This window comes from Agarivorans sp. OAG1, assembly GCF_037076485.1.
GTDB classification, from domain to species: Bacteria; Pseudomonadota; Gammaproteobacteria; order Enterobacterales; family Celerinatantimonadaceae; genus Agarivorans; species Agarivorans albus.
In genome coordinates this window covers 18,936-30,000 of record NZ_AP028990.1, presented here as the reverse complement: position 1 = coordinate 30,000, position 11,065 = coordinate 18,936, and the positions used below count along the sequence as shown (strand labels likewise).

Annotated in this window: 8 protein-coding genes and 1 rRNA gene (1 of these 9 running past the window's edge); 4 read left to right on the top strand and 5 right to left on the bottom strand. The window is 45.4% G+C overall.

Annotation, left to right across the window (positions count from 1 at the left end; translation table 11 throughout):
* The 5 genes from OAG1_RS00120 to pepQ form a co-directional block, all read right to left on the bottom strand.
* Nucleotides 1-699: ribosomal RNA gene (locus OAG1_RS00120) — 16S ribosomal RNA — on the bottom strand (it extends 844 nt beyond the left edge of the window).
* Between the two features lie 426 nt (nt 700-1,125).
* On the bottom strand, nt 1,126-1,656 hold the full coding sequence (gene hemG, locus OAG1_RS00115) for a menaquinone-dependent protoporphyrinogen IX dehydrogenase (protein WP_338622949.1): 531 nt from the start codon (nt 1,654-1,656) through the stop codon (nt 1,126-1,128).
* 2 nt (nt 1,657-1,658) lie between these two features.
* Entirely contained in the window at nt 1,659-3,116 is a 1,458-nt protein-coding gene (locus OAG1_RS00110; RefSeq protein WP_051147556.1) for a TrkH family potassium uptake protein, read from the bottom strand.
* Nucleotides 3,117-3,185: 69 nt separating this feature from the next.
* A complete protein-coding gene (locus OAG1_RS00105) occupies nt 3,186-3,812 on the bottom strand; it encodes a YigZ family protein (protein ID WP_338622946.1) in 627 nt (208 codons plus the stop codon).
* A complete protein-coding gene (gene pepQ, locus OAG1_RS00100; protein ID WP_338622945.1) occupies nt 3,803-5,128 on the bottom strand; it encodes a Xaa-Pro dipeptidase in 1,326 nt (441 codons plus the stop codon). Before pepQ ends, OAG1_RS00105 begins: the two co-directional genes overlap by 10 nt.
* A gap of 270 nt (nt 5,129-5,398) precedes the next feature.
* Between pepQ and fadB the strand changes: the two genes are divergently transcribed.
* The 4 genes from fadB (at nt 5,399) to OAG1_RS00080 (ending at nt 11,014) form a co-directional block, all read left to right on the top strand.
* Nucleotides 5,399-7,558, top strand: a complete 2,160-nt coding sequence (fadB, locus tag OAG1_RS00095) for a fatty acid oxidation complex subunit alpha FadB (protein WP_338622942.1) — start codon at nt 5,399-5,401, stop codon at nt 7,556-7,558.
* Nucleotides 7,559-7,572: 14 nt separating this feature from the next.
* Nucleotides 7,573-8,736 (top strand): acetyl-CoA C-acyltransferase FadA, encoded by a 1,164-nt coding sequence (gene fadA / locus OAG1_RS00090; RefSeq protein WP_016400298.1) that lies wholly within the window; start codon nt 7,573-7,575, stop codon nt 8,734-8,736.
* A 132-nt stretch (nt 8,737-8,868) separates the two neighbouring features.
* The gene (locus OAG1_RS00085) at nt 8,869-9,585 is read left to right on the top strand and encodes a response regulator (RefSeq protein WP_016400297.1); all 717 of its coding nucleotides are present in this window, start codon (nt 8,869-8,871) and stop codon (nt 9,583-9,585) included.
* Nucleotides 9,575-11,014 (top strand): ATP-binding protein, encoded by a 1,440-nt coding sequence (locus tag OAG1_RS00080; RefSeq protein WP_016400296.1) that lies wholly within the window; start codon nt 9,575-9,577, stop codon nt 11,012-11,014. The genes OAG1_RS00085 and OAG1_RS00080 overlap by 11 nt, the downstream gene beginning before the upstream one ends.
* The last annotated feature ends 51 nt before the right edge of the window (nt 11,015-11,065 follow it).

Sequence of the window (11,065 nt, the reverse complement as noted above, 5' to 3'; positions counted from 1 at the left end):
GCATTTCACCGCTACACCTGAAATTCTACCACCCTCTACAAAACTCTAGCTTGCCAGTTCCAAATGCCATTCCCAGGTTGAGCCCGGGGATTTCACATCTGGCTTAACAAGCCGCCTGCGTACGCTTTACGCCCAGTAATTCCGATTAACGCTCGGACCCTCCGTATTACCGCGGCTGCTGGCACGGAGTTAGCCGGTCCTTCTTCTGTCGCTAACGTCAAAGATATAACGTATTAAGCTATACCCCTTCCTCACGACTGAAAGTGCTTTACAACCCGAAGGCCTTCTTCACACACGCGGCATGGCTGCATCAGGCTTTCGCCCATTGTGCAATATTCCCCACTGCTGCCTCCCGTAGGAGTCTGGGCCGTGTCTCAGTCCCAGTGTGGCTGATCATCCTCTCAAACCAGCTAGGGATCGTCGCCTTGGTAAGCCATTACCTTACCAACTAGCTAATCCCACTTGGGCTAATCTTTACGCGAAAGGCTCCGAAGAGTCCCCTCCTTTGGTCCGAAGACATTATGCGGTATTAGCAGTCGTTTCCAACTGTTGTCCCCCACGTAAAGGCATATTCCCAAGCATTACTCACCCGTCCGCCGCTCGTCATCTTCTAGCAAGCTAGAAATGTTACCGCTCGACTTGCATGTGTTAAGCCTGCCGCCAGCGTTCAATCTGAGCCATGATCAAACTCTTCAATCAAAAGTTTTTTCGCTCAAAGTTAAAAACTGAAATTATTACTGTGTTTTACAGTGCAAGACTCCAGTTCACTTAAGCTTAATTTTTTCGCTTAAGGTCCTGTGAGTGCTCACACAGATTGCTTGATAAATTGTTAAAGAGCGTTGCTTCTTGCCGAAGCGAGGTGCGCATTCTACGCTTTCCTCTGTGGCTGTCAACCGCTTTTTAAAACATTTTAAAAAGAAGTTTGAGAGCCGGCTAACTTAGCCCTAGGCCTTGCTAACCCTGACGTAGCCTTGCTTCGCTTTAGTGCGCTGCGTGCCGTGTCAGTGGAGGTGCATTATAGGGATCGAATTCCACGGCGCAAGCGTTTTTTGAAGAAATATTAGGATTTTTGTTTAAGTGGTTAAAGCTTGTGCAAATCCACACAAAAACTATAGATTTCGCTGATTATTTATCCAGTTTTGCGAACTGAGTAGCAAATTCATCTACCTTCGCCCAATCAGTTAACTCTAGGTCTTGGCTTTTGTCGGTGCTACCACCGGTCATTTTCATGATGAATTGAATAAGCAGCGCTTGCCACCACGTGTACTTGGAATAAAGCAATGCACCCGCAAACACAGCTTGCAATTTAGGCATCCAAGCGGCATTAAGGTTTAGCTTCTTCATATATACACTTGTTTCGGGCGTATTTTTTTCTGGCTTGCGGGCGGTAAGGCACACACCAAAGAACGCTACAGGAACATTAGCCAATTGGTTTTGGTACTCGGCTAACAAGGAATACAGTTGCGGCCTGAATTTGCCATAACGAATGGATGCGCCAATGAGTACTTTGTCATAGGCCGTTAAATCTAGGCTTTGTTGATTACTATCTATCTGTATGTAATCAGCCGCTACCTCACCTGCTTGCTGAGACACAATATGTTTAGCAATCTTTAAGGTTTGTCCTTCGCAGCTTGAATATAATACTAACAACTTCATGATTAACTTTTCCAAAACACTGGGGTAAATAGTACCAATAAGGTAAACACTTCGAGGCGGCCAAATAGCATAGCAATTAACAATACCCATTTGCTGGCGTCGCTTATATCTGAATAGTGTACCGCTACTTGACCAAGCCCCGGACCAAGGTTGTTTAAACAAGCCACCACTGCTGAGAATGCCGATAACTCGTCCATACCTGACGCTATAAGCCCCAACATACAAATAACAAACACTAATGTATAAGCAGAGAAGAAGCCCCATACCGCTTCTAATACTCGGTCGGGCAAGGCTTTATTTGCCAACTTAATTTGATACACCGCACGCGGGTGGACCAAGCGTTTTAGCTCTCGCATGCCCTGCAGACTTAAAAGAAATACCCGAATTACCTTTAAGCCACCACCGGTCGAACCAGCGCAGCCACCAATAAAGCTAGAAAATACTAACAACACAGGCAAAAACAACGGCCACTCAGAGAAACTGGTGGTAGTAAAACCGGCTGTCGTTGAGATGGACACAGATTGAATAAAGGCTTGGTCTAGCGCAACCGTGGGTGAGCTATAGACTTGCTGGGCTAACAAAATAGCCACACAAATTAGAGTTAAGCTAATCTGAATAAAGAAAAACGCTCGGCATTCTGGGTCGAGAAAATAGTACTTAAAGGTGATGTTGCGACCATTTACTGCGGCAAAGTGTAAAGAGAAATTAATCCCAGAGATAATAAGAAACACCGCACAGATGGTATTAATGAGAGAGCTATCGAAGTGACCAAGGCTGGCGTCATAAGTAGAAAAGCCACCAATAGCAATGGTTGAGAAAGCGTGACAAATCGCATCAAACATCGACATGCCTGCCAACCAAAATGCCACCGTACAACTAATAGTGAGAAACAAATAGATGTACCAAAGCACCTTGGCGGTTTCGGCAATTCTGGGGGTCATCTTTTTGTCTTTAACTGGACCAGGAATTTCGGCGCGATATAACTGCATGCCCCCAACCCCAAGAATAGGCAATACCGCAACCGCTAATACAATGATGCCCATTCCACCCAGCCATTGCAGCATTTGCCGGTAAAACAAAATACCTTTAGGCAGGTTTTCGATACCAACAATCACTGTGGCACCAGTGGTGGTTAAGCCAGAAAATGATTCAAAGAAGGAGTCGGTAACCGACATGTTGGGGTTTTCGGTAAGAATAAACGGCAGCGCACCTACGCTGCCCAGCACTGTCCAGAATAGAACAACAATGAGGAAGCCTTCTTTGGCTTTAAGCTCAGTTTTTTGATGGCGTTGTGGGAACCACAATAGAAAACCAGCGCTAACACACAGTGCAAAAGCGGCCATAAAGGCCTTACCAGCACCATCTTTATATACCGCAGCGACAATAGCCGGAACGATCATAGCGAGACTAAATAGCATTACTAGAAGTCCAACGATCCTAATAATCGCTCTGATCTGCATCCGTGTCGTATCTCTTTCTAAATAAAGTTAATGTTGCATATCTTGAAGTAAAGCGTTGCACAAGACAACTTAAGACAGCAGCTTCCCTACCTTAATCTGCCCACTTGAGAGGTTAATCAGCTGTTGTTTGAAAGCTGCATATTCACTAAGCGGTAAACTAACCTGCATCTGCGCTAGGCTAGAAAACTGAGTATCAAGCTTAACCGCACGATGGCGCTCGAGCATACTCTCTACTTGGGCTGTATAGGCATAATCAAACTCTAAGCTGCACTCTCCACAAGCTACCACTCGCTCAGATTCAACTAACTTTAATGCCTGCTGAACGCCACCACCATAGGCTTTAACCAGGCCACCAGTACCAAGTTTAATGCCACCTGAATAGCGAACAACCACCGCCAGAATTTGACCTAAGCCACTTCCCTGCAATTGGGCTAACATAGGTTTACCCGCCGTACCCGAGGGTTCGCCATCATCGCTAAAACCCAAACATTGGCTATCGTTAGGGTGACCAGCCACAAAAGCCCAACAATGATGACGCGCTTGTGGATGTAATTGTTTAATCTCTTCTAATTGTTGCTGTGCTTGTTGGCGATTAGCAACTGGAATAATCAAGCTAATAAAACGGCTACGTTTGATTAACTCTTCGCAGCTCACCGTTTGCTGCGGTTTAAAATAATCATTTACTGCTATTGCCAATTTTGCTCTCGCGTTAGGTTGTTACAAGCCAGCGCGGTAACCACCACATTGTCTTCTATACGAATACCGCCAAAGCGACGCATTTCATCAACCCTTGCCCAATTAATCAAGCGAGTATGTTCTGATTCAGCCAATTCGGTTAACAAACTTTCGATAAAATATAAACCGGGCTCTATGGTAAGCACTTGGCGCGGTTCAATCATGCGAGTACAGCGCAAAAACGGATCGCTGGCCGGTGCAGCTTGTACATCGCCGTCTTCATCTTGCATAAAACCACCTACGTCATGCACCTGCAATCCTAAGTGGTGACCTAAACCATGTGGGAAAAAACAACGTGTAATGCCTTTTTCCACGGCAGCAGCGGCACTGCAATATACAAACTCAAAATCCACTAACAGCTTGGCCAACTGTCGATGCGCTTTAAAGTGCAGGTCGGTATAGCGATACCCGGGTTTTAAATCAGCAATCAAAGCTAGCTGCAGCTTGTCCATTTCAGCCACCAGCTCAGCAAACAGTCCTTTTCGGTAAGCATAGGTACGGGTGATGTCTGCGGCGTACCCCCGATACTCAGCGCCAGCATCAATCAACATTGAATAATGCTGTTTCTCGGCAAGCTTACTAGCACTTAAAGCGGTGTAATGAAGAATCGCCGCATTTTGATTCATGCCAATTATGTTTGAATATGGAAGTGAGTATTCACTTTTCCCCAAGCTAGCTAAATAGGCTAAGTTAATTTCAAACTCTGATGCACCAGCGAAAAACAACTCTTTAGCGCTAAGGTGGGCTTTTACCGCTCGGCGGTTCGCCTCATGAATGCATTCAAGCTCGTAGTCGGTTTTGTATGCGCGGTAATAATGCAGGTAGTTAAGTACCGATTCTGGGTTTCGCTCCCCAATATCCAAAGCCTCAGCTAATTCTGGATGCTCGCCGATGTAGGCACATCGTTGACGCTTAACCGGTAGGAAGGGCTCAATGTCTTGCGGATTAGCCATCCGCTTAATCTCAAAACTATCTACCCAAAAGCCCTCTGGGTCACCTGCCGTTTTATGCCAATAGTCACTTGGCTGATGATAAATCAATACCGGTTTGCTTGTGCCATCAACCACCAGCCAACAATGTGGATGCTCTGTAAGCGGCAGCCAATGTTTGAAATGCGGGTTAGTTTTAAAAGGATAATGCTGATCATCCAAAAAGGTTCGTAGAGGGTAACCGGAGTGAATGATTAAAGCGTCAAGCTCCTCACGCTCTAGTACATCTGCAACCCGTTGCTGCAATTGTTCAATATGCTGAGAAAACAGTTGATGAATAGTTGGCATAGCACCCTCTCTACGACTATTAATTAGCTATTTAGTTATAGCGCATTTAATAAACATATAGTTGGATCTAGAGCAGTTAATTGATGATTTATTAGGGATATAAGCCAGCCACTCATAAGCGGTTTTGTGCGGCGAGCAACAAAATATCAAACAAGTGTTTTAAATGAGTGTTATATTTGTTTTAATGTTTGAGTAACAAATTGATTACAAGTTTATCTCTAACCCCTACACAAAACTGGTGCAATGCACACCAGCCACAAGGAGAGCAGAATGATATATCAAGGCGAGAACCTTAGTGTTCGTTATATTGCCGACGGTATCGCTGAACTAACATTCGATGCCAAGCAAGGAAGTGTAAATAAGCTAGATAAAAGCACTTTAGTATCGCTAGATGAAGCCATTAGCGCGTTGCAACAGCAAACAGAACTAAAAGGCTTATTGCTTAGTTCGGCAAAAGACGCCTTCATTGTTGGTGCTGATATCACCGAGTTTTTGGGTTTATTTGCACTGCCAGAAGAAGAGCTAGGCGCTTGGCTAACCAAAGCCAATGACATTTTTAACGCCTTAGAAGATCTGCCTGTACCTACCGTTTCCGCGATTAATGGTTACGCACTTGGTGGCGGCTGCGAATTTATCCTTTCTACAGATTTACGTATTGCCGAGCCTAGCGCACGCATTGGCTTACCCGAAACCCAACTGGGCATTATGCCTGGCTTTGGTGGCACAGTGAGGTTACCCCGAGTAATTGGCGCCGATAACGCCATGGAATGGATTACCACCGGTAAAAACTACAAAGCAGCAGAAGCACAAAAATTTGGCATGGTAGACGCTGTTGTTCCCGCAGAACGATTACATGATGCGGCCTTAGCCATGCTGCAAGATGCCATCAGTGAAAAAATTGATTGGCAGAATCGTCGCCAAGCTAAACTATCGCCCCTCGCATTAAACAAAATCGAAGCCATGATGAGCTTCAACTGCGCTAAAGGCATGGTTATCGCAAAAGCGGGGCCACACTACCCTGCTCCTATCACTGCAGTTAAAACAATGGAAAAGGCCGCAGCTTGCGGACGTGAAGAAGCTTTAGCCCTAGAAGGTAAATACTTTATTGGTTTGGCAAAATCAGATGTTGCTCAAGCCCTAGTTGGTATCTTCCTAAACGATCAACAACTAAAAGGCTTAGCTAAAAAGGCTGCTAAAAATGCCCAAGCCATTAATCAAGCCGCTGTATTGGGCGCTGGCATTATGGGTGGCGGTATCGCTTATCAAAGCGCTAGCCGCGGCGTACCCGCGGTAATGAAAGACATTAACCAAGCAGCACTAGAGCTTGGTATGAATGAAGCAACCAAATTACTCAACAAACAGTTAGAGCGTGGTCGCATAGATGGTTTGAAAATGGGCAAAATCCTTTCTGCCATTAACCCAAGCTTAAATTATGAGTCTATCGCTAATAGCGACATCGTGGTTGAAGCAGTGGTTGAAAATCCAAAAATTAAAGCAGCAGTACTACAAGAGGTGGAACAGAAAGTCTCTGCCGATACCATTGTTGCCTCAAATACGTCCACCATTCCTATTTCGCTATTGGCTAAAAATTTAGCTCGCCCAGAAAAATTCTGTGGCATGCACTTCTTCAACCCAGTGCATCGTATGCCATTGGTTGAAGTTATTCGCGGTGAAAAGACCTCTCAAGAAACCATCGATAGCGTAGTAGCTTACGCTGCCAAAATGGGCAAAACCCCGGTGGTAGTTAATGACTGCCCAGGCTTCTTTGTAAACCGAGTGCTATTCCCATACTTCTTTGGTTTTACACGCCTACTTCAAGATGGTGCTGATTTTGTAAAAGTAGACAAAATCATGGAGAAGCAATTCGGTTGGCCGATGGGCCCTGCTTACCTGCTTGATGTGGTAGGTATTGATACCGGCCACCATGCTGGCGCAGTAATGGCTAACGGCTTCCCTGAGCGCATGAGCAAAACCGGCGAAGATGCGATTGATGTTATGTATCAAGCTGAACGCTTTGGCCAGAAAAATGGCTTAGGATTTTACGCCTATACCAAAGACCGCCGAGGTAAACCGAAGAAAGATGCCGATCCGGCCAGCTATGATTTGCTCACCAAAATTTGCAAAGAACGTTACGACTACAGCAGTGAGCAGATTATTGCCCGCATGATGATTCCAATGATTAACGAAGTGGTGCGCTGTTTAGAAGAAGGCATTATTCAAAGCCCTGCCGAAGCCGATATGGCACTGGTTTATGGCTTAGGCTTCCCTCCATTCCGAGGTGGTGTATTCCGCTACCTAGATACCATGGGCTTAGATAACTACGTAGCTCTTGCAGATCAATACGCTGAACTTGGTCCACTTTACCAAGTTACCGACGGCCTCCGCGCTAAAGCAGCGGCGGGCGAAACTTACTACGGCAAGCAAGGTTAATGGAGGAATATAAAATGAAAGAAGTAGTGATTGTAGATTGTATTCGTACTCCTATGGGCCGCTCTAAAAACGGGTGTTTTAGAAATGTACGTGCCGAAGACTTGTCTGCTCAGCTAATGAAAGGCTTGGTAGAGCGTAACCCTAAGCTCGATCCCAATGACATTGAAGATGTTTACTGGGGTTGTGTGCAACAAACCTTAGAGCAAGGCTTTAACGTTGCGCGTAATGCCGCATTGTTAGCCGGCTTGCCGCATTCTACCGGAGCTGTCACCGTAAACCGTTTATGTGGTTCGTCGATGCAAGCCTTGCACGACGCCGCACGCGCCATTATGGCCGACCAAGGTGACGTATTCATCGTAGGTGGTGTTGAACACATGGGCCACGTGCCAATGAATCATGGGGTAGATTTTCACCCTGGCATGGCTAAATCAGTAGCAAAAGCAGCGGGTATGATGGGCTTAACCGCCGAGTTGCTATCGCAAATGCACGGGATTAGCCGTGAAGCGATGGATGAATTTGGCGCTCGCTCACACCGCTTGGCTCACCAAGCGACACTAGAAGGTCGCTTCGCCAGCGAAATCTTCCCAGTTGAAGGCCACGATGCCGACGGTACCTTAAAGTTAATTGAAACAGACGAAGTGATTCGCCCAGAAACCACAGCAGAAGGTTTGTCTCAACTACGTCCGGTATTTGACCCAGCTAACGGTAAAGTAACCGCGGGTACCTCTTCTGCCTTGTCAGACGGCGCATCGGCCATGTTAGTAATGTCGGCAGAGAAAGCCGCTGAGCTTGGTTTAACGGTACGCGCGAAAGTACGCTCAATGGCCATTGCGGGCTGCGATCCGTCGATTATGGGTTACGGCCCAGTGCCAGCGACCCAAAAAGCACTTAAACGTGCCGGTCTAAAAGTTGAAGATATCGATTTATTCGAACTTAACGAAGCCTTTGCTGCACAGTCTTTACCTTGTGTTAAAGACTTAGGCTTGATGGACCAAGTAGACGATAAGGTAAACCTAAACGGTGGTGCCATTGCTTTAGGTCATCCTTTGGGCTGTTCTGGCACGCGAATCTCTACAACGCTAATTAACCTTATGGAAGCCAAAGACGCCAAACTGGGTGTTGCTACTATGTGTATTGGTTTAGGCCAAGGCATCGCGACAGTGTTTGAACGACCATAAAGTCTAAAAAATAGCTGTGAACGGGAGCATTAAGCTCCCATTTTTTTTGCTTAAGCAGAGCAAGCGTTTTTCCCAAGCCCGTTGTTTGTTATTCTTAGACCATAAACTCTTCGAAAAACAGAATTGAGGCTCATGGTTATAGCTAAACAGTTATTGGTAGTGGATGATGACTTAGAAATTCGCAGCTTACTTGAACAATATTTAAGTAAGTCAGGTTTTGACGTGATTAGCGCCAACGACGGTGAAGAGATGGCAAAGTTGCTAGAAAGCAACGACCCTGAGTTAATCATTCTTGATATCATGTTACCCGGCGACGACGGCTTCACCCTTTGCCAAAAAATTCGTCGTACCTCAAATGTGCCAATTATTATGCTTACTGCCAACTCCGACGAAATGGACCGGATTGTAGGTTTAGAATTAGGTGCAGATGATTACATTGGTAAACCCTTTAACCCTCGCGAACTATTAGCACGCGTAAAAGCCTTGTTGCGCCGTTCTCAAGTTACCGCTAATGCGCAACAAAATACCCGCTACATTCGCTTTGGCCAATGGCGTTTAGATAGCCAGACTCAGCAACTTGAACATGAAGACGGGGATAAGCTCGAACTATCAAGTAGTGACTACCGCCTGTTACAACTGTTTTTGCAGCATCCCAACGAAACCCTCGATCGCGATACCATTAGCGATGCCACCCGCGGCCGCGAAAGCTTGCCAATGGAGCGTGGTATAGATGTACAAATTTCTCGTTTGCGCCAGCGCCTCAAAGACGATGGCAGCAATACCCGCTTAATCAGAACTATTCGCGGTGTAGGTTACATGATGGTGACACAAGTGAGCCATGAAGTTTAAGGCCTTCTTAAATCGAATAAAGCCCAACTCATTATTAGCGAGAATGCTACTGCTATTGTTATTAGCAATTGGCCTAGCGCAGGGTGCCAGTAGCTTTATTTGGTTTTACCAATTACGCCAATCCGAGTCTGATGGTTTGCGTTCAACCTCGCAAAACTTAGCCTTGAGTTTGGCTTCTACGGTGACCTTTTTTGAGTCTTTACCTTCTGAATATCGCCACATTGTGCTTAATCAGTTGCGCAAAATGGGCGGCACCCGCTTCTTTGTTTCACTCAATCAAGAATACATTCACATTGACTCCATCCCCGATAGTCACCGTAAAAACATTGTGATTCAAACCGTGGGCGAAGTACTGCATCGCGAGCTCAATCGCAGCCCAATGATTGATGTAGACTTTTCCATGCCCGATAAGCTACATGTACTCAAAAACGATATATTACTTAAAGACTTACCCTCTTCTTGGGCATCACACACTCTGCAAGTTCAACCGCTTAATCCACCGATTTTAGTGACTCAAATCGAGCTAGAAAGTGGCGAGTGGATTTATTTAGCAGCATTGCTGCCCGCGCCCTATATGACCTTGCAAGACAACCTGTTACCGCAAGATCGCATCATGTTCATCGCCTTGATGACTTTTTTCTTGCTACTGTTCACCTTTATCTTAGTTCGCCGTCAAACTCGCCCACTGCGCCGTTTGGCCAAAGCGGCTTCACGTTTAACCATCGATTTATTTCAACCGCCATTAGTGGAAGAAGGCAGCGATGAAATTCGCAAAGCTACCCGCGCCTTTAATACCATGCAGGGTAAACTGAAGCGTTATATTGAAGATCGAGAATTACTATTTCGCTCTATTTCTCACGACTTAAAAACACCGATTACCCGACTACGCTTGCGCGCAGAATTGCTTGATGATGAGAAGATAATTGATGCCTTTAACCGTGATTTAGACGAGTTAGAGATCATGGCAAAGGGTGCTCTGCAAACAGTTAAAGATACCGATATTCATGAAAACTTAAGTGATATCAATATAATGACTCACTTAAAACACTGCATTGAACCATTCTTAGGCAAAGTAGTGGTATTTGGTGAAACCGACAATCCTTATCGCGGAAAGCCTCTAGCGATAAAACGCTGCATCAGCAACCTAGTAGAAAATGGCATTAAGTACGGCAACGATATTGAGATTTATTTGCTTGATGATGATGCCGAGCTTTGTTTGTTATTTGTTGACCATGGCCCTGGTATTCCTGAAGAGCGAATTAAAGAAGTATTTAACCCCTACGTACGATTAAGCAAAGACGATTCAGGCTCTGGTTTAGGCTTAGGTATTGCCCGTAATATTGCCCATGCTCATGGTGGTGACATCACCCTACAAAACCTCCCTCAAGGGGGTTTAGAAGTAAAACTCCAACTGCCTCACATTAAATAAGCCTTTTGTAACAACTTCGTTACAAAAGGTTACTTTGTTATCAAGCTGTTT